Source organism: Pseudomonas fluorescens (assembly GCF_902497895.1).
GTDB lineage: Bacteria > Pseudomonadota > Gammaproteobacteria > Pseudomonadales > Pseudomonadaceae > Aquipseudomonas > Aquipseudomonas fluorescens_BP.
This window is the reverse complement of sequence record NZ_CABVHQ010000061.1, coordinates 1-18,663: the sequence shown is the minus strand read 5'-3', so window position 1 is coordinate 18,663 and position 18,663 is coordinate 1. Positions and strand designations below refer to the sequence as shown.

Annotated in this window: 22 protein-coding genes; 14 read left to right on the top strand and 8 right to left on the bottom strand. The window is 53.8% G+C overall.

Annotated elements, in window-relative coordinates; translation table 11 throughout:
• Nucleotides 1-149 precede the first annotated feature (149 nt).
• Nucleotides 150-755 (top strand): hypothetical protein, encoded by a 606-nt coding sequence (locus F8N21_RS31530; protein ID WP_412071667.1) that lies wholly within the window; start codon nt 150-152, stop codon nt 753-755.
• Nucleotides 756-855: 100 nt separating this feature from the next.
• Nucleotides 856-1,254, top strand: coding sequence for a hypothetical protein (locus F8N21_RS23950; protein ID WP_150644479.1), 399 nt, complete (start codon nt 856-858; stop codon nt 1,252-1,254).
• A gap of 199 nt (nt 1,255-1,453) precedes the next feature.
• Here the strand turns inward: F8N21_RS23950 and copD are convergent, their stop codons facing one another.
• The 4 genes from copD to F8N21_RS23925 form a co-directional block, all read right to left on the bottom strand.
• Entirely contained in the window at nt 1,454-2,392 is a 939-nt protein-coding gene (gene copD / locus F8N21_RS23945; RefSeq protein ID WP_150644478.1) for a copper homeostasis membrane protein CopD, read from the bottom strand.
• A 3-nt stretch (nt 2,393-2,395) separates the two neighbouring features.
• On the bottom strand, nt 2,396-2,779 hold the full coding sequence (gene copC, locus F8N21_RS23940) for a copper homeostasis periplasmic binding protein CopC (protein WP_150644477.1): 384 nt from the start codon (nt 2,777-2,779) through the stop codon (nt 2,396-2,398).
• A gap of 373 nt (nt 2,780-3,152) precedes the next feature.
• The gene (locus tag F8N21_RS23930; RefSeq protein ID WP_150644476.1) at nt 3,153-4,541 is read right to left on the bottom strand and encodes a heavy metal sensor histidine kinase; all 1,389 of its coding nucleotides are present in this window, start codon (nt 4,539-4,541) and stop codon (nt 3,153-3,155) included.
• Nucleotides 4,538-5,227, bottom strand: a complete 690-nt coding sequence (locus tag F8N21_RS23925) for a heavy metal response regulator transcription factor (protein WP_150644475.1) — start codon at nt 5,225-5,227, stop codon at nt 4,538-4,540. Before F8N21_RS23925 ends, F8N21_RS23930 begins: the two co-directional genes overlap by 4 nt.
• A 208-nt stretch (nt 5,228-5,435) precedes the next feature.
• On the opposite strand from F8N21_RS23925, the gene F8N21_RS23920 reads away from it, so the two are divergent.
• The 5 genes from F8N21_RS23920 (at nt 5,436) to F8N21_RS23900 (ending at nt 9,516) form a co-directional block, all read left to right on the top strand.
• Nucleotides 5,436-5,789 carry a co-regulatory protein PtrA N-terminal domain-containing protein gene (locus F8N21_RS23920; protein WP_150644474.1) on the top strand — a complete coding sequence of 118 codons (354 nt, stop codon included), beginning with the start codon at nt 5,436-5,438 and terminating at the stop codon, nt 5,787-5,789.
• A 165-nt stretch (nt 5,790-5,954) separates the two neighbouring features.
• Complete coding sequence (locus F8N21_RS23915; protein ID WP_150644473.1) at nt 5,955-6,491, top strand: plastocyanin/azurin family copper-binding protein; 537 nt, start codon at nt 5,955-5,957, stop codon at nt 6,489-6,491.
• A gap of 97 nt (nt 6,492-6,588) precedes the next feature.
• Entirely contained in the window at nt 6,589-6,840 is a 252-nt protein-coding gene (locus tag F8N21_RS23910) for a DUF2933 domain-containing protein (RefSeq protein ID WP_150644472.1), read from the top strand.
• A gap of 2 nt (nt 6,841-6,842) precedes the next feature.
• A complete protein-coding gene (locus tag F8N21_RS23905; protein WP_150644471.1) occupies nt 6,843-9,203 on the top strand; it encodes a heavy metal translocating P-type ATPase in 2,361 nt (786 codons plus the stop codon).
• Between the two features lie 112 nt (nt 9,204-9,315).
• Complete coding sequence (locus F8N21_RS23900) at nt 9,316-9,516, top strand: heavy-metal-associated domain-containing protein (protein ID WP_150644470.1); 201 nt, start codon at nt 9,316-9,318, stop codon at nt 9,514-9,516.
• 51 nt (nt 9,517-9,567) lie between these two features.
• Here F8N21_RS23900 and F8N21_RS23895 read toward each other — a convergent pair whose 3' ends face one another.
• The gene (locus F8N21_RS23895) at nt 9,568-9,843 is read right to left on the bottom strand and encodes a metal/formaldehyde-sensitive transcriptional repressor (protein WP_150644469.1); all 276 of its coding nucleotides are present in this window, start codon (nt 9,841-9,843) and stop codon (nt 9,568-9,570) included.
• Nucleotides 9,844-9,915: 72 nt separating this feature from the next.
• Between F8N21_RS23895 and dmeF the strand changes: the two genes are divergently transcribed.
• Nucleotides 9,916-10,866 (top strand): CDF family Co(II)/Ni(II) efflux transporter DmeF, encoded by a 951-nt coding sequence (dmeF, locus tag F8N21_RS23890; protein WP_150644468.1) that lies wholly within the window; start codon nt 9,916-9,918, stop codon nt 10,864-10,866.
• A 79-nt stretch (nt 10,867-10,945) separates the two neighbouring features.
• On the opposite strand, the gene F8N21_RS23885 is transcribed toward dmeF, so the two are convergent.
• The gene (locus F8N21_RS23885; protein ID WP_263597311.1) at nt 10,946-11,029 is read right to left on the bottom strand and encodes a YHYH domain-containing protein; all 84 of its coding nucleotides are present in this window, start codon (nt 11,027-11,029) and stop codon (nt 10,946-10,948) included.
• Between the two features lie 214 nt (nt 11,030-11,243).
• Here F8N21_RS23885 and F8N21_RS23880 point away from each other — a divergent pair, with 214 nt between their 5' ends.
• The 6 genes from F8N21_RS23880 (at nt 11,244) to F8N21_RS23855 (ending at nt 16,163) form a co-directional block, all read left to right on the top strand.
• Complete coding sequence (locus tag F8N21_RS23880; RefSeq protein WP_150644467.1) at nt 11,244-11,450, top strand: co-regulatory protein PtrA N-terminal domain-containing protein; 207 nt, start codon at nt 11,244-11,246, stop codon at nt 11,448-11,450.
• A 220-nt stretch (nt 11,451-11,670) separates the two neighbouring features.
• Nucleotides 11,671-13,515, top strand: a complete 1,845-nt coding sequence (locus tag F8N21_RS23875; protein WP_150644466.1) for a copper resistance system multicopper oxidase — start codon at nt 11,671-11,673, stop codon at nt 13,513-13,515.
• A gap of 12 nt (nt 13,516-13,527) precedes the next feature.
• The gene (locus F8N21_RS23870) at nt 13,528-13,785 is read left to right on the top strand and encodes a hypothetical protein (RefSeq protein ID WP_150644465.1); all 258 of its coding nucleotides are present in this window, start codon (nt 13,528-13,530) and stop codon (nt 13,783-13,785) included.
• Nucleotides 13,757-14,881 carry a copper resistance protein B gene (locus tag F8N21_RS23865; RefSeq protein WP_191624395.1) on the top strand — a complete coding sequence of 375 codons (1,125 nt, stop codon included), beginning with the start codon at nt 13,757-13,759 and terminating at the stop codon, nt 14,879-14,881. Before F8N21_RS23870 ends, F8N21_RS23865 begins: the two co-directional genes overlap by 29 nt.
• Nucleotides 14,882-14,890: 9 nt before the next feature.
• Entirely contained in the window at nt 14,891-15,706 is an 816-nt protein-coding gene (locus tag F8N21_RS23860) for a c-type cytochrome (RefSeq protein ID WP_150644463.1), read from the top strand.
• A complete protein-coding gene (locus F8N21_RS23855) occupies nt 15,696-16,163 on the top strand; it encodes a DUF411 domain-containing protein (protein WP_150644462.1) in 468 nt (155 codons plus the stop codon). Before F8N21_RS23860 ends, F8N21_RS23855 begins: the two co-directional genes overlap by 11 nt.
• A gap of 29 nt (nt 16,164-16,192) precedes the next feature.
• Here the strand turns inward: F8N21_RS23855 and F8N21_RS23850 are convergent, their stop codons facing one another.
• Entirely contained in the window at nt 16,193-17,404 is a 1,212-nt protein-coding gene (locus F8N21_RS23850) for an MFS transporter (protein WP_150644461.1), read from the bottom strand.
• Between the two features lie 151 nt (nt 17,405-17,555).
• The coding region (locus F8N21_RS23845) for a TrkH family potassium uptake protein (RefSeq protein WP_150644460.1) at nt 17,556-18,663 on the bottom strand (1,108 nt) is incomplete at its 5' end.

The following is an 18,663-nucleotide window of genomic DNA, read 5'->3' as shown; positions in this document are numbered from 1 at the left end:
CTCATGTTGTTATTAGGGTGAGTTCTCTCACACAACGCAGAGTATGGCCAATTGCCTTCACCGGACAAGCAATTACTCACTCTCCTCCAGGCATTCGATGGAAGGCTCTTGAGTGGGGACTGTTGGGGTGTGTGAGCGGGAACCGTTCGATGGAGCGACCCAGCAACCGGTTCAGCGCAGAGCCGAGTACGTTGCCGATGATGGCGGCTGCCAATAGTGTTGAGGACGAGGTAAGCCGATGGCTGAAAAGTGCAAAAACTGCCGACTACGCTTTACTTGATCTGGATCAACAATGGCACTTCGATGTGCTGTACGTTGAAAAAGCTACAAGCCGTCAACCCATATCCGGGGGAAGCGCCATGTCCTGGTTTCGCCATCGTCAAGCAACGTTCATACGCCTCGCCATTGTGCTGTGGGTATTAGCGTTTGGAATGGCAGCAACCCAGGGATGTCTGGCACTACCCAGCCACAACCCGACTACACACCATGTCTCGCTCAACACCGCGCAAAATGACGATAGCCACGATGCACATACCCTCGGCTGCCTTCAACACTGCGCCGATTCGGCGATAGCCGTGAGCCCTTCGCTACATCTTCAAGCGTTTGACCTGTCCAGTTGGACGTTTCTGTTGCTGATCCCTGCGTTGCTGATTTTGTATCCCGCCAACCCCTTTGCTTTTGCCTTTTTTGCCTTACGGCGCCCTACTCCAGCTGGACCGCCAGCCCGCCTGATTTTCGTCCGTTTCAACGATTAAACCGACCCTCAGCGCGCCGAATTCCGGGCGCACTTCCTGGCTGCGCCAACCTGACGCGGTTTGGTATTAGCTGTGTTGTCCTCACCCTTTGGAGATTGCCATGCATGCCTCATTGAAATTGATCCTCGCCACCCTGCTCGTGAGCAGTCCACTCATGGCCTCGGCCGTCGATGAGCACCACCCAGAGCAAAGCTCAACCGCACCCGCTCAAACCAGTGCACCGGCCACGCCTATGCAGAACAAAGCCATGACCGAGCAAATGCAAAAAATGCAGGCTGCACACGATAAAGCAGCCGCCGCCAAGACCCCTGCCGAGCGACAGGCCGCCATGCAGGAGAGCATGAAGACAATGAAAGACAGCATGGCCATGATGCATAAAAACTGTCATGGCATGGGAATGTCCGGCAACAAAGACGGCATGGAGATGGGAATGATGGACATGATGATGAAAATGATGGATCAGCAGTCGAGCATGATAAAGATGCCGATGGGTAAGTGATACGGACAAGCCTGTAGTCAATGCCACGGCGGTTTCACCTGGGCCAGCAGGTGATGGGTGAAAATCGCCGGGCGTTGATCCTGTTCGACACCTTACTGGACATACTCCCCAGGAGTACCAAATCAGATACAGATTACTAGCTGAAAACAGGTCAGTAATGGGCTATTGCACTCCCCCACTGCCTGCGGATTTTTGAGCTTTACTCGGCCCTCATGTCCATCTCCGGGCTCAAGACTCCTAGCCAGGCAACAAGGCTTACTATGATTAATGCCACTGAAAACTCTAGAGTCATACTGCGCCGCAATGCATTGACAGCGACAGAATACTCACCCGCTCGGATTGAGCGTTCCAGTAGCGGATTCAAATGAAAGCGGTTCAGCGTGGCTAACACAATCATTCCTGCAAATAGTAAAACTTTCAAAAACAGCAATATGCCATAAGTGCTCAGCATTACTTCATCCAGGGTTGGACCTACGATAAAAAGGTAATTGACTACACCGGTGATGCTGATGAGCACTACAATCACCGCGCCAGCCGATTCAAATCCAGTCAGTACCCGGGCAAGAATCCGTGCCTCTTGTTCGCCTTTCAGTGATTTCACACGCAGCAGTAGAGCGAATGCCGCGAGAGCGCCCAACCAGCCACCCGCGGCTAAAAGGTGAAAGATATCGCTAATGAAATGCATATAACGACGATTGCCTTCATCCATCGCCCCATGTCCTGTCCACGCCAGGGTAGCGAGAGCTATAGCACCGAAAACGGTAACCGCCCATAGGCTGAGGGTCGGGAAACGTTTGTTAAGTGTGACAGCTATACCTGCTAGGACAAGGGTTGCTATTCGGACGATCCAAGTAAGCCCGACGTCAGTACCAGTAAGCACCATTTCGAAGATGTGTTGGCGAAGCTCCATAAATTCTGAAACACCGCTCATTGCTTTCGCAAGCAGCAACATCGCGGCAAGAGACAGAAGTACACCAACAACGACTGTACTGAAAAGGAGCGACTCAAAGTTCAAGACCGTGCCAGATACCCGCTCCTTTCCCCTGAGGCTGTACAAGCCAAAAATGGCCAATCCAAACAGCAGCATCAGGTCTAAATATAAAGCGAAGCGAAGCGCGATATTGATTGAGTCGCTCATGAATCATTTCACTTTAAAAGAGAAGTTGCCTGTGATGGGGTGAGTGTCGGAAGAGACCGCACGCCATTCGACCTTATACGTACCAGTGGTGAGCGGAGCGGCGGGCGTGATAACCATCATTTTCGGATCATCGCCACCAGCGACGCCCGCCTTGACGCCCATGGGCGAATTCGGCATACCTGGCATGTCAGTCATAATCAGTTTTGCTCCCGAAAACTGAGTTGTAAGGTTCTCCGAGAAGTGCAACTCGATCTTGGAAGGCGCCGCGGACGTCGACCCTTCCGTCGGGGTAGAAGACACCAGCTTTGGATGCGCCTGGGCGATTGCGCTCATGAGCAAACCGGCGGTCAGTGCAACTGCAACGGTAGTAGTTTTAAAGAAGGACATGCAAGACTCCTCACAGCATAAGCTGTTGATTCGAGGTTTGGTGGAGTAGATCTAGTTTTTACTTCTCAATTCCGGTTAAAACCACAGGCGAATACCAAGCGTGTGCCGCGAACTGAAGCCAGGTAGCAGATCAGGGTGACCGCGTTATAGAGCCAGGACACGATGCCACATGACTGCCGACTGTTGGATTACATTTCAGTAAGCTTTGCGCGTGCTCTCTGGTCCAGAATTCTGGGGTGTGACGTGCCTTTTACTTTCACGACGGACATTAACTCGTCATCCCAAACTGAAGCTCTCTGAGAGCTGTAGACAGGTCACTCCGTCCAGGAAGCAAGGCCTACTACTTTTGCTTCGATGCGGCGCCTGAACGAGGTCAGGCACGTTTCAATCCAGCACTCGGAAGTTCCATGTGGAAGGCTGTTTTTCCATTGAATGAGGTACACCAGATCTTGCCTTCGTGGGCTTCTACGATCGACCGCGTAATTGAGAGCCCCAGCCCGGCGTTGCTGGGGCTTCCTTCGCGCCGGGCCGGATCTGCGCGGTAGAAGCGATCGAAGAGCTTTTCAAGATGCTCGGGCGCGATGGTCTCTCCAGGGTTTTCGACCGTTACCATTGTCGACGTGTTTTTTTGTTGGATGTCGATCCTGATGGTTCGTCCCTCAGGGGTGTATCGCAGAGCGTTCGACAGCAAGTTCGAGATGGCTCGGTGCAACATCAACACGTCACCCCGGACACGTCCTGCTCCCGAAACGGTCAATTCGATACCGCGCTCATCAGCCAGCAGGCGATAGTATTCGAGCAGTTTCTCCACGACCTCCAATAGGTTTATCGGTTTGTTCTCAGGCTTGATCAACCCATTGTCAGATTTCGCTAGGAAAAGCATGTCATCGATCATCCGCGACATTCGCTTCAAGTCATCCAGATTCGAATACAGATTATTTTCGTAGTCCTCAATACCCCTTTTTCTCGAGAGCACCACTTCGGTATGGGTCATCAGGTTGCTGAGGGGGGTACGCAGTTCGTGGGCAATGTCCGCTGAAAAATTGGATAGCCGTACAAAAGCATCATCAAGCCGGGACAACATCGCATTGAACGAGGACACCATCTGTTGCAGCTCTTTTGGGACCGGTGCCAAAGGGATGCGTTCTTTCAGTGATTTGGCTGACATCGACGCCGCGACCATGGTCACCTGACGAATAGGACGCAAGCCACTGCGTGCAACCATCCAGCCTAAAGCGGCGCTGACGAGCGCACTGATTACCAGCCCTACCCAGAACCATCGCTGGAGCGTCTCGAAGAAGGACATATGTTGTGTAACATCGAAGATCAAAATGACGGTTAACGGCTTGTCCTGACCGGTGACCATCGCAGGTGCGGTCAAGCCACGGAACATCTGCTCTTGGTTCTGCCATTCCCACACAGCGTTGTTTGTCGTCGAGATGAACTCTACCGGAACATTTACTGGCCCTGGATCAGCGAAAATCAGCCTCCCGTCACTGTCCAGGATTAGGGCCGTCAAATCACGGTGAGCTCCGAGCAACGCCTGTAACTCGGGCTTTAACTCGTCGAATTGATCGATACTCTTCAGCTCTCCCAAAATCCTTTGGGTCGAGTGGAGCTTTTCGTTCAGGGCTTGCTGATCCAGCATTATGAAGTGATGCCGGCTGAGATTATTAAAGCTGAGGCCGGCGACGGTGAGCACCGCGGTCACCGCAAGCATGAACATCAGGCTCAGGCGTGTAGTCAGGGATAGACGGTTCATTCCGATTCCGAATCAGGTGCATCGAGCATGTAGCCCATGCCGCGACAGGTCTGGATCAGCTTGACCTCAAAGTCGTCATCAATCTTCGCTCTGAGCCTGCGCACCGCAACCTCGATTACGTTGGTATCGCTGTCGAAGTTCATGTCCCAAACTTGCGAGGCGATGAGCGATTTTGGCAGCACTTCGCCTCGGCGCCGGAGCAACAGCTCCAGTAGCGCAAACTCTTTGGCCGTAAGATCTATGCGTTTACCTGCCCGAATAGCCCTGCGCTTGAGCAGATCTACCTCTAGATCGGCCAATTTCATATGGGTTGGTGAGGCTAAGTTATTACCGCGACGAAGCAGCGTCCTGACCCGAGCCAGCAACTCAGAAAATGCGAAAGGTTTGATCAGGTAATCATCTGCCCCGAGCTCAAGCCCCTTGACTCGATCTTCAACACGGTCTCGCGCCGTCAGAAAAAGTACCGGCACGTCCTTCCCTGACAAACGCACCTTCTGAAGGACTTCCCACCCATCCAGTCCCGGCATCATGACATCCAGAATCAGCAGGTCATACGCCTCGCTGAGGGCGTGTTGAAGAGCCTCAGTGCCGTTGGTGAAACGATCAACATTGAACCCTGCCTCAGTCAGGCCCTGTTGCAAATAGATACCTATTTTCGGTTCGTCTTCAGCAACCAGAAGTCTCATGGGGATGGCTCTCGAAGTGATCATGGGCTGAGTTTGCATTGAATAGGTCCGGCCAACCAGAAACTGACAGAAATGTAATCCTGGCTTCAGGTAGATGTCAGCAAGCGTTGTCTAGGGTTGGATCATGAGCACTTTCAAGTGCTCATCCGGCTCTCCAGCGAGAAAAACCCTCCGGAGTCGGACAACATCCCTATCAAGGAGCGGCCCCATGAATTCTCTTAAAACCTTGTTTCTGATTGGCTCGATCCTGCTCTCGGCTCCGGTATGGGCTGAGGGCGGCGGAGATCGAGTGATGGTACGCATGGAAAATATGCGGGATAAAGCCGAAGTCGTTTTGGTTCAAGCCGAGAAAGCCCCTGAGGGACAACGCTTTGCGCACATGACAGAGCATATGAAGATGCTTGGCGATCTCATGAGCGAACTTCACAAGGACCATCCCGACGCATCGATGACACCTCAACAGCACCTCGCCTGGATGGAGAAGCACGACAAAATCGTCGATGACGTTCTGCGCCAAATGCAACGCGAGCACAAATTGATGCTTTCAGAAAAGCATCAGTAAAGGCTCTACGTTCATGGTTTTCCGCGCCTCATCAGGTTCAAACGGCGTCGCTTCGACGCCGTGTTTTATTTCAGAAACTGACTGAAAATAGTGTTCAGGTCAGTTAACTGGCAACTCAGTTTCCTTAGCATAACCCGTGCTACTCACTTTCACTTTGAGGTCTCTATGAATGCGAAATTTGCTATCCCGGTTTGCGCTGCAATAACTCTTTTCCTCAGTTCTACAGCCATAGCCAGCGTTGGCCACGGGAAAGATGACATTGGTCAGCCTGGAGCAGCGGCCGAGGTTACCCGCACGGTTGAAGTGAAAATGGGCGATATCTCCTTCGAGCCCAAAAACATAGATGTCAAACCTGGAGAGACGGTTCGCTTTGTCCTGCGCAACGAAGGCTCGCTGCTGCATGAATTTAACATCGGCAAAGCAGCTGCCCATGCCGCGCATCAAAAAGAGATGGCAGCTATGGTCCAGAACGGCACACTCAGTCCTACCGGACAAGCGCATGCCATGAACGATATGGGACACAGCATGGGAGGGATGAAGATGGTCGGGATGGAGCACAACGATCCCAACAGCGTTCTGATCGAACCCGGGACAACCAAAGAACTTGTCTGGACCTTTTCCAAGACCACAGGCCTGGAGTTTGCCTGCAACGTTCCGGGCCACTATCAGTCGGGAATGGTGGGTCAGTTTGAAGTGAAGTAAGCGTTGTTTGATCGATATCACAGCCTCAGAGCGAGCATTGACTACTCTCTGTCGCAAACGTCACCGCAGCTCTTGTCAGGACACTGAGGACCACATCATGACTAACCATCCGCATTCGGTTGAAAGTTCGCCCTCTTCCTTCTGGAGGAGCAAAACGGGTGTCGTACTGATCATGCTGGTTACGATCGGTGTTTTCTACGTCGTCCGGGAACACTTCGGCCATATTTCACCTTATCTGCCCTATCTGATTCTGTTGATCTGCCCATTGATGCATTTTTTCGGGCACGGTCACGGCGGTCATGGTCGACACGTGAGCTCGGAAACCAACAAGGACGATAAAGGAAACTAGTCATGTCTAACGCCACGAGTCACCGCGTTCATGATCACGCTCATCCGGTAAAACCCCAGGATGGTGGTCTACGCGACCCAGTGTGCGGCATGGCTGTTACCCCGCTGAGCACGTTCAGTGAGCTTTACGAGGGGCAGGCCTATCAGTTCTGCAGCCTGAAGTGCCAAGAGAAATTTCGAGCAGAACCCCAGCGTTATGCTGCGGATCCGTCTGATACCAATCCCCCTGGTCACACTGATCCCGCGGCTGAACCACAGATGGGCACTGAATTCACTTGTCCCATGCACCCAGAGATACGTCAGCCTGGCCCCGGCACCTGTCCTAAATGCGGAATGGCATTGGAACCTGTCATGCCTGGGCTGGAAGAGGAAGAAAACCCCGAGCTCAAGGACTTCACCCGTCGCTTTTGGTGGTCGTTGCCGTTAACCGTGATCGTGACCGTACTCGCTATGGCGGGACATTCGTTGCAACTCTTCCACGGAACCACACAGAACTGGGTGGAACTGGTCCTTGCTACCCCCGTGATCCTATGGGCAGGTTGGCCCTTTTTTGTGAGGGGCGTTGCGTCCATTCGTCAGCGCAGTCCCAATATGTGGACCTTGATAGGTCTGGGTACAGCAGCGGCCTATCTTTACAGCGTTGTGGCCACGCTATTTCCCCAGAGTTTTCCTGCCACCTTTATGCAAGAGGGACGCATCGGCGTTTACTTCGAAGCCGCCGCGGTCATCGTCTCACTCACCCTGCTTGGGCAGATGCTCGAGCTCAAAGCCCGCTCGCAAACCTCAGCCGCCATTAAATCTCTTCTGGGTCTCTCTCCCAAAACGGCACGCAAAATCAATTCCGATGGCCAAGAGGAAGATATCCCTCTGACGCATGTGCACAAGGGTGACCACCTCCGGGTAAGGCCGGGTGAGAAGGTGCCGGTTGATGGCTCCGTACTGGAAGGTGAAAGCGCGGTCGACGAGTCAATGCTGACCGGAGAGCCCGTGCCGGTGATGAAGAGAGCGGGTGATAGTCTGATAGGGGCCACGCTAAATACCCATGGCAGTCTGGTGATGGAGGCACAGAAGGTTGGGGCCGAGACCATGCTGTCGCAAATCGTACAGATGGTGGCCCGCGCTCAACGCTCCAAAGCACCTATGCAACGCATGGCTGATGCCATTGCCGGGTACTTTGTGATGGGCGTCATCGCTATTGCGGTACTGACGCTCTTGGGCTGGGGGCTTTTTGGTCCTGAGCCCAGTTGGGTCTTCGGCTTGATCAATGCGGTCTCTGTGCTGATCATTGCCTGTCCTTGTGCCCTAGGGCTCGCGACGCCGATGTCGATTATGGTCTCCACCGGTAAGGCGGCCAGCATGGGCGTGCTGTTCAGAGATGCCAGTGCTATCGAGAACCTTTGCAAGATCGACACGCTGATCATTGATAAGACCGGCACCCTCACAGAGGGGCGTCCAGTTTTTCACAGCGTGGAGGTCACTCCGAGTTTTGACCCCAATGATGTTCTACAACTCGCTGCCAGCCTCGATCAAGGCAGTGAGCATCCCTTGGCTCATGCCATTGTTGATCATGCTCGTGCTGAAAATCTTGTTCTAACAAAACCTGACTCATTCGAATCCGGTTCTGGAATCGGGGTCAGCGGTTTGGTAGATGGAAAGAAAATCCAGCTGGGTAATACTGCCTTGATGGAAGAGGCTGGTGTGAACATCAGCCCCCTCAAAAACCGTGCAGAGCTGTTACGACTTGAAGGTATCAGCATCATCTATGTTGCGGTCGACGGAGTACTGGCTGGGTTGCTCGCAGTCTCAGATCCGATCAAGCCGACCTCCAAAGAGGCCGTCAACAAACTCAAGGCTGACAATGTAAAAATCATCATGGCCACTGGTGATGGTCTCACCACGGCACGAGCTGTCGCCAAGGAAATGGGCATTGAAGAAGTCCACGGTGAAGTGAAGCCTCAGGACAAAGAGCGTCTGGTCGCGGACCTTCAGCAATACGGCCGGCGGGTAGCCATGGCTGGCGACGGTATTAATGATGCGCCTGCCTTGGCCCGAGCAGATGTGGGCATCGCCATGGGGACCGGGACAGACGTCGCGATGAACAGCGCGCAACTGACTCTGGTTAAAGGCGACTTGATGGGAATTCTTCGAGCGCGGGCTCTTTCTGTCGCGACAGTAAAAAACATGCGGCAGAACTTGGGCTTCGCCTTTCTCTACAACTCGATGGGTATACCACTCGCTGCGGGTCTGCTGTATCCACTGACCGGGCATCTCTTATCACCGATGGTCGCAGCCATCGCGATGAGCGTCAGCTCTGCATCAGTTGTTTTCAATGCATTGAGGCTGAGAAACATCCGTATAGATTGAGGCTTGGAAACCATTCAAACCGGGGGTGCAGACAACTCTTGACCTTCCTGTCGTGTCAACGTTGATGCTGTGCCTGCGGCCAAAGAGGCCGCTCACCATGAGAGGAATAACTATGTTCGTCTTAGACGTTTCAGGCATCGGTTGCGGTAGCTGTGTTAGCAAAATTACTAAAGCCATTCAGTCGTTGGATAGCGAGGCAACTGTTTCGGTGGATCGTGCTGCCGGCAAGGTCAACGTTGAAAGCATCGAAAGCCCAGAGCGAGTCCGCGCTGCTGTTGAAGCGTTGGGTTTTCCTTCCAAGGTCGGCGCCTAAGGCGGTGATCTGCTCCAGCGTTAACGCCCTCATGCACAGAGTCTCCTGGGCTCATTTCAGATATGAGCGCAGGGCCGAGATGACCTGATCCAGGTCTTCTTGACGTTGTTCTGGAGTGACGGTTTCAGCACCCAGATGCTCACGGATATGCCCTTCAAGCACTTCTGCCATCAATCCGTTTACCGCGCCTCTTACCGCTGCAATCTGTTGCAGTACAGCAGAACATTCTACTTCCTGCTCCAGCGCTCGCTCCAAAGCCTCCGCTTGTCCCTTGATGCGTCTGACGCGGGTCAGCAGTCGTTTCTTGTCGTGAATGGTATGTGGCATGCGGCGGTACCTTATTCAAGGATCTATACTGGGGTATAGTATATTTTTGCTCATTAAGCAGGACTGCAACCCATGTCTTTTTCAACAATCTCCGACGGTCAGGGCCACTCTCACATCTTCGACGAGGGTAACCCCTTAGCCGAGAAAAACACCCGTCGAGCGATGATTCTAACTGCATTGATGATGGTTGCAGAGATTGCCGGCGGATGGTTCTACAATTCCATGGCTCTGCTGGCCGATGGCTGGCACATGAGTTCCCATGCCTTGGCCTTGGGGCTTGCTGTCCTGGCCTATGCGGCGGCAAGACGATTCGCCAATGACACCCGCTTTGCATTTGGGACCTGGAAAATGGAAATTCTAGGGGGTTACACCAGCGCGATCCTGCTGATCATGGTGGCGGGGTTGATGCTCTATCAATCGATTGAACGGTTGATATCCCCCTCTGCGATTCACTACGACCAGGCCATCGTCATCGGTGTTTTGGGCTTGCTCGTGAATATCGCCTGCGTCTGGTTACTCAAGGATGGTCATGCACATACACATTATGACCACGATCATGGGCATGGGCATGGGCATGGGCATGGGCATGGGCATGGGCATCATGACTTGAACCTGCGCTCCGCTTACATGCATGTATTGGCGGACGCCGCTACGTCGGTGCTGGCCATTCTGGCGTTGATCGGGGGTAAATTCTGGGGGGCTGCGTGGCTTGACCCAGTCATGGGCATTGTGGGTGCCGGCTTGGTTGCGAGCTGGGCCTATGGCTTGATTCGTCAAACCAGTCGCGTATTGCTAGATGCGGAAATGGATTCCCCAGTCGTCGAAGAGGTCCGGGAAGTCATCGCCTCCAGTCCCATTTCTGCACAGATTAGCGACCTTCATGTATGGCGAGTAGGCAAAGGGAAATATGCCTGCATCCTGAGTTTGACGACTGACCAAAATGCGACACCGGCTTACTTCAAAGACCTCTTGTCAGTGCATGAGGAACTGGTTCACATCACTGTTGAGCTAAACGCTGCCTAAAGCAAAGGCGTAACTGAACTCCGCAGGCGTGAGAGGCCTGTTCACATTGACGCACAGTTCAGAGCTGGGCTTTTGCGACTTAGTGGCAGTAGTAGTCGTTCGTCTTATTGTTGCGATGGCAACCTTTTGATTCAGTACCGCCGCTATGCGCGAAGGCAGCCACGGAAGTAATCGAGAGAACAGCAGCGATCAGAAGGGCAGCTACGGAAACGGTTGTTCAAGGAGGAAAGCGCAACCTGACGCAACTGTAATTTTCACCTAAGGCTTCTGACAGGGAATGACGGTTAAGGTGGCATCGAGCCTAAAGCTCAGCCCCCAGAATCATCTATTGATGTGGATTCTACGGGGCAACCAAATACTTATCCGAGGCTACCCAAATGAAATCCATGAAAACCCTATTTGTTATTGCAGCGTTGACCGTTTCTTCTCTGGCTATGGCTGAAGGCGGTGGTGACTGGACATTTGCACGTACGGAAGCGGCCAGGAAGGATTCGATGGAATCGTACCAAATTGCCCAAAAGCAAGGCACTCAATCCCCCGTAGCAGAGAGCAAAGGAAGCGCAGTCGGCCACGCTAAGTGCTGAAACGATTGGCGCGTTCCCAAGCTGACAGAAATGTAATCACCGTGATGGTTCAAATGTGGCAATTTCTAAACTCGCTTGCCGTATGACTGCGTCTTGAGCGGCGGCAGAAAAAGCTCATCCGGGCTCAAAACGATTCTCCGAGAGAGCGCCTTCAACCTGTAAGTGCAACTCACAGGTTGTTGCGCACGGCTTCCCTTTTGATTGATTGGACAAACACGGCATGCATTCCAAAACCTCTAGGCGGACATTCGTTAAAGGCCTGGCCGCTGGTGGCATTCTCGGCGGGCTTGGCCTATGGCGCACTCCTGTATGGGCGGTGACCAGTCCCGGTTTTCCAAACGTACTGACCGGCAACGAATTTGATCTGTTCATTGGCGAAACCCCAGTGAACATCACCGGCTCGGCGCGCACAGCGATGACCATTAACGGCTCTTTGCCGGGACCGTTGCTGCGCTGGCGTGAAGGGGAAACGGTCACGCTGCGGGTGAAAAACCGCCTTGATCAGGACACCTCTATCCATTGGCACGGGATCCTCCTGCCCGCAAATATGGACGGTGTGCCAGGCTTGAGCTTTCACGGTATCGCACCCGATGGCATGTATGAGTACAAATTTAAAGTCCACCAGAATGGTACTTACTGGTACCACAGCCACTCGGGTTTTCAGGAACAGGCCGGTGTCTACGGGCCTATCGTGATCGACTCGAAAGAGCCTGAACCTTTCCAATACAACCGCGATTATGTGGTGATGCTGACCGACTGGACTGATGAAGATCCTGGTCGGGTCATGGCTAAGCTCAAGAAACAGTCGGACTACTACAATCACCACAAACGTACCGTTGGCGACTTCATCGACGATGTGAGCGACAAAGGCTGGGCCGCAACGTTGACGGATCGGAAAATGTGGGCCGAGATGAAAATGAACCCCACCGATCTCGCAGACGTCAGTGGGGATACCTACACCTATCTCATGAATGGCCAGGCCCCTGACGGTAACTGGACCGGGATTTTCAAACCGGGTGAGAAGCTGCGCCTGCGCTTTATTAACGGTTCGGGTATGAGCTACTTCGACGTCCGTATCCCAGGCTTGAAAATGACCGTGGTGGCCGCCGACGGCCAGCACGTCAACCCGGTCAGCGTCGACGAATTTCGCATCGCTGTGGCAGAAACCTATGACGTGATCGTGGAGCCTGTCAGCGAAGAGGCTTACACCATTTTCGCTCAGTCCATGGATCGAACCGGATATGCACGCGGAACCCTGGCCGTGCGTGAAGGGTTGAAGGCGCCTGTCCCGGCGATCGACCCGCGTCCCCTCGTCACCATGGATGATATGGGAATGGGCGGAATGGATCACGGCAACATGGCCGACATGGATCACAGCACCATGAAACCGGGCGACATGGCCGGTATGGATCACAGCACCATGAAACCGGGCGATATGCCTGGCATGGATCACAGCAAGATGACCGGTATGGATCAGGGCGATACGTCCGGCATGACTGGTATAGATCACAGCAAGATGGCAGGCATGGGCGCAGGAGCTATGCAGTCTCACCCGGCTTCCGAAACCAACAACCCGTTGGTTGATATGCAAGCCATGAGCACAGCGCCGAAGCTGAACGACCCAGGTATTGGCTTGCGTAACAACGGCCGTCGCGTGCTTACCTACTCAGACCTTAAGAGCACTTTCCAGGACCCGGATGGTCGCGAGCCCAATCGCACCATTGAGCTGCACCTGACCGGTCATATGGAAAAGTTCGCCTGGTCATTCAACGGCATCAAATTCTCTGACGCTGAGCCATTGCGCCTCAAGTATGGCGAGCGTCTGCGCATCACACTGGTGAACGACACCATGATGACCCACCCCATCCACCTCCACGGCATGTGGAGCGACCTGGAGGATGAGAACGGCAATTTCATGGTGCGCAAGCACACGATCGACATGCCGCCAGGCACTACGCGCAGCTATCGCGTAACGGCTGATGCGCTGGGGCGCTGGGCTTATCACTGCCACCTGCTCTTTCACATGGAAATGGGCATGTTCCGTGAAGTACGGGTTGATGAGTAAAGGAGACGGGTTATGAGTGCATATCTGAATCGTAAGTCGCTGATCGGTTGCACCCTTGTCATTGGCCTGTTGGGTGGAGTGCCCTTTGTGCTGGCAGGAGTAAGCAGTAGCGAGCATTCCCCTTCCGCTCCTGCATCATCAACGGACCAGCCAATGCCAACGCAAAAGTCCCAGACCAATGAATCCAAAACCGATCACGGTTCCATGGATCACAGCAAGATGAGTGAAGAGTCGATGGATCATGACAAAAAAACCAAAAAAACGGATTGAGATCATGACCAACAAGCTTTTACGTCCGACCCTGATGGCGCTGACGGTTTCAGTCAGTACCGCTTTTGTTGGCTGGGCCAGCGCCGCTGAAGAGATGGATCCGTCGATGACCATGTCCTCGGGAACGGAGTCGAAACCGGCGGTGCCTCAAAAGTCGATGCCCGCCAAAGACGGCCATATGGATCATTCCAAGATGGACCATGGTTCGATGGAGTCTATGGACCATAGCAATATGGAAGCGATGGACCACAGCAAAATGAACATGGGCCAAGGCCAAGAAAAGCCGATGGACCATAGCCAAATGAATCATGGGCAAATGGACCAAGGCCAGATGGAAGGCATGGATCACAGCAAAATGAACATGGATACCGGGGCGACCACCACGAGTCGAACTCCCATTCCCGTATTAACAGATGCTGATCGTAAAGCTGCTTTTCCGCCTGTGGCAGGCCATGGTGTTCATGACAAAAGCCTCAACACGTTCTTTCTGCTTGATCAGTTCGAGTATCAGGACGCTGATGACGGCAGTGCCCTGAGTTGGGATGCAACAGGCTGGATGGGTGGCGACATTGATCGTTTATGGCTGCGGTCGGAGGGGGAGCGTACCAACGGTGTGACTGAAAAGGCTGAACTCCAGGCGCTTTGGGGGCACTCGATCAGTCCCTGGTGGGATGTTGTTACCGGCGTGCGTCAGGATTTTAAACCAGGTTCGCCGCAGACGTGGGGCGCCTTCGGCATCCAGGGTATGGCCCTCTACAATTTCGAAGCTGAAGCCACCGCTTTCATCGGTGAGAACGGCCAGACCGCAGCTCGGTTAGAGGGCGACTACGACATTCTGCTGACCAATCGCCTGATCCTGCAGCCCACAGCCGAAATGAACTTTTACGGGAAAAACGATCCTCAACGGGGCATTGGCTCTGGTTTGGCCAATACCGAAGTGGGTATGCGGTTGCGCTACGAGATTGTCCGGGAGTTTGCCCCCTACATCGGGGTTACCTGGAGTCGCTCCTATGGCAAGACCGCCGACCTCGCTAGCGATGAAGGGGAAGATACGAACGAGGCGCGATTTGTCGCCGGTATTCGGATGTGGTTTTGAGAGCCTGACATGAAAAGAACATTGAAAACATTGACTGCTGCTGGTGTGGTCGCCGCAATAGCAGGTGCCGGCGTGGTGTATTTTGGTGTGATTAATGTTGGGGCGGATGATCCGCATTCCGAACCCGTTTACTCACTTCTGTCCACTGCTCGGGATCGCTCGATAGCAGTGCGCTCACGCGATATTGAAGTTCCCGACCTGAGCGATGAAACTCTCATTCGTGCAGGTGCTGGCAACTACAACTCAATGTGCATTGGCTGCCACCTTGCTCCGGGACTCGCAGGAACCGAGTTAAGCAATAGCCTTTACCCTGCCCCCCCAAATCTTTCGAAACTGGGCGTTGATGGAAACCCTGCCGCAGCGTTCTGGATCATCAAGCATGGAATCAAATCCACAGGCATGCCCGCCTGGGGTAAAAGCATGGCTGATCCCTACATCTGGGGAATGGTCGCTTTTCTTAAGCAGCTTCCCACCCTGAATGCAGAGCAATACACCGCTCTAGCAGTCAGCAGTGGTGGTCATCAACACGGCGGCGGCGAGAGCAAAATGCATAACCATGAAGGTCAGCATGAGGGTCAAAAGGGGGCTGCCTCTGGACATCATGATGCGGGGGCAGCCGAAGAAGTAGCCGAAGCAGGCGACCATCATGGCGAGAGGAACAGCGCACATGCCCATGAGGCTGCCGCAGCGCCTTCTCAGGATGAAAGTCCCGAACACGCCAATTCTCTGGGTGCCGAGGCTTCACATGACGCTTCTGCAACTCCAGCCGCTCAGCCAAAAACTCATACCCATGCTGATGGGAAGGATCATACCCATGCGAAATAACTTTCTTCGTCCCGGCCGGGCACTTCGCCTCGCTGCATTCGCGGCTCTGTTTATCAGTTCCGCTGGTCATGCAGCAGAACCGCTGACAATCAATGTCCATCGTGACGCTAACTGTGGATGCTGCAAAAAGTGGATGCAGCACCTTGAAGCTAACGGCTTCACCGTCGTTGATCATGTAGAAACCAACATGAGCGCAGTCAAGCAGGACCTGAGTGTTGTTCCGCGTCTCTCGTCATGCCACACCGCGGTGATCAACGGAAAGTTTGTTGAAGGCCACGTGCCTGCTGAGCAAATAATTGCTTTGAGCAAACGCGACGACCTTATCGGGATTGCTGTGCCGGGCATGCCGGCAGGCTCGCCTGGTATGGAGGTCGGTGGGAAGCAGGATGCTTATCAGGTCATCGGCCTGAGCAAAGCAGGTTCCGACCAAGTGATTGCCGAGTACCCGGCAAACTAGTTTTCAAACTTTCCTTAATTCTTGCGTGGTCACTGCCCGTGATCATGCAAGCGACGTGTGCTCGTACTACGTTGTGCTATCAGCAGTATGAGCGCTACCGCAGAAAAAACTGCTCCTGCATAAAACGTCATTGCCGAACCATAAGTTTGCCAAAGTAACCCCGCAATCCCGCTTGCCAGCAACATGGATACACCACTCACCAGGTTGAAAATCCCGAAAGCGGTTCCTTTTAATTCTGCCGGTGTCGTGTCAGCGACAAGGGCAGCCAGTAACCCCTGACTGAATCCCATATGAAGTCCCCATAGGGCGACGCCGAGTATCAACATTGAGACGGACTCGGCGCTGGCTAGAACCAGATCGGACAAGATCAGCAATATCAACCCGACCCCGAGAAGACTTGTGCGGCTTACACGGTCAGAGAGATTCCCCACAGGGTAGGCCGAGAGCGTGTAGAACAAGGCCATCACCACCATCACTATAGGCACCCAGGTCGCAGACAGTCCTGCTTGCTGAGCGCGCAAGACCAGGAAGGCCTCGCTAAAACGTGCCAAGGTGAACAATGCGCCGATTATCACCACCCACCAATAAGCCGGCGAAAAGCTGTAGAGCAGTTGTAGCCGTATGGGTGAACGAAAGCGCTGAGCTGACGGCTCATGTTCGGACTCATCGACGCCAACAAGAATCAGACTGACCGCTACCAACGCCGGTATCACCGCGATCCATAACACCAGTGGAATGTTTTCACTGAAGGCATACATCAGGCCGATGGCTACTGCCGGCCCGAGGAAAGCCCCTATCGTATCCATGGATTGACGCAAGCCGAAGCAAGCGCCACGGATCTCCGGTGGCGATACATCAGCGACCAGGGCATCACGTGGAGCGCCGCGAATACCTTTGCCAATCCGATCCAGAAAGCGTGCGGTGAACACCATTTCTGCGGAGTGGGCCAGCGGAAAGAGCGGCTTGGTGAGTGCAGCCAGTCCGTAGCCGAGCAACAGCAAGCCTTTGCGTCGTCCGAAGTAATCGCTGATGGCGCCTGAAAAGACTTTAACGATCAGGGCCGTCGCCTCCGCAATACCCTCGATCAGCCCCAGGGTGATCATGCTGACGCCTAGAGAACCCACCAGATATATCGGCAGCAGGCTATGAACCATTTCTGAAGACAAGTCCATGAACAGGCTGACGAATCCTAACGCCCAGACCGTACGGGGGATGCTACGGGTAGCTAGTGTCTGGGACATATTCCAGTTTCCTTGGCTGTCGCCCGCAAGTGTATATGCTGCGTCCAGTGGTTCTGTTGCGGCGAGATCACATTGAGCTATCAGCTCAACAAGCGGGATACGGTACCAGGTGTTTCGCGGGCATCAAAAAAACGCTCTCCTACCAACCCACTTAGTACCTCCAAAAGACGGGTGTGAGCAGCACCAGCACGGTCAGAATTTCCAACCTTCCCAAGAGCATGCCGACCGTCAGCAACCATTTTGCTGCATCCGGCAAGGTCGAGAAGTTGCCTGCTGGACCAATGATCGTGCCCAGTCCGGGACCCACATTGCATACTGCGGTGGCCGCACCGCTTAAGGCAGTCGTCCAATCAAGACCGATCAGCGCCAACCCCAGGGCAATGCCACCGATGGTGATGGTGAAAAAGAATGAAAAGGTCAAGAGCGAGCGCGCGATGTCTTCGTCAATGGGATGGCCGTTGTATTTTTTCCGAATCACCGCACGAGGATGAATCAGTTGTTTCAGGCTGCCCATCAGCAATGAAGAGGCGACCTGAAAGCGGAATATTTTAAGCCCTCCCGCCGTGGACCCAGAGCAACCGCCAACGAAGGTCAAATAGAAAAACAGTAGAACGGCAAAGCTGCCCCATAAAGTGTAATCCCCGAGGGCGACACCCGTGGTCGTGACCACCGAGGTCACATTGACGGCCACGATACGAAACGCTTCCCACCAGCTGTAGTCACTGTTAAAGCACAACCACGTACCAAATAGCAGCCAGGCAATCACCAGAAACCCAATGAAGCCTCGCACCTGATGGTCTTTTAATAATGCACGTCTGTTGCCCCGTAGTGTGGCGACATACAAGGTGAAAGGCAGGCTGCCGAGAATCATGACGACCACGGCCACCCAATGAATAGCCGGTTGAGGCCAGTGCGCCAGGGATGCATCCGAAGTCGAAAAGCCGCCCGTTGAAATTAATGACATCGCATGATTGATCGCTTCGAAAGGCGTCATGCCCGCTACCCACAGCGCCAGAGTGGACACCCCGGTCAGCCCGAGGTAGAGCACCAGAATATATTTCGCCGCGACGTGAGAGCGTGGAGTGACTTTCTCTGACCAGTCTGAAGATTCTGTCTGAAACAAACGCATGCCGCCGACTCGCAACAAAGGCAAAATTGCCACGGCCATGCCGATAAAACCAATTCCCCCGAGCCAGTGCAGCATCGAGCGCCAAATCAGTAATCCTGGAGACGCGGTATCCAGCCCCGTCAAAATCGTC